Here is a 264-nt window from a genome sequence, read left to right as displayed (position 1 = left end):
TGAATCCAATCAAAATAGCACGACTCTTGCAACTGTTTAATTGCAGAATAATCCATTTTCGATTTTGGAATTTTATGTCCTTGAACGATATAATAATCATCCGGGTTTTCTGTTTCTTCCGTCATCGCAGTTTCTGAAGCCTCGCTTCCATACAAACTATTTGTTCGAGAACGAGCTTCTTCTTTTACTGTAGAGCAGGCAAAACAGTTACCGACAAGTATGATTATGAATCCCCAACATAATATTTGTTTTCTCAACTTTTTC

Annotated in this window: 1 protein-coding gene; it reads right to left on the bottom strand. The window is 36.0% G+C overall.

Annotated features, from left to right (window positions below; translation table 11 throughout):
* A partial coding sequence (locus CSX02_RS13785) for a hypothetical protein (protein WP_207653778.1) occupies positions 1-264 on the bottom strand: 264 nt, incomplete at both ends.

Origin of the sequence: Agathobacter ruminis (assembly GCF_002735305.1) — a bacterium.
GTDB lineage: Bacteria > Bacillota > Clostridia > Lachnospirales > Lachnospiraceae > Roseburia > Roseburia ruminis.
This window is presented reverse-complemented; position numbering and strand designations above follow the sequence as displayed.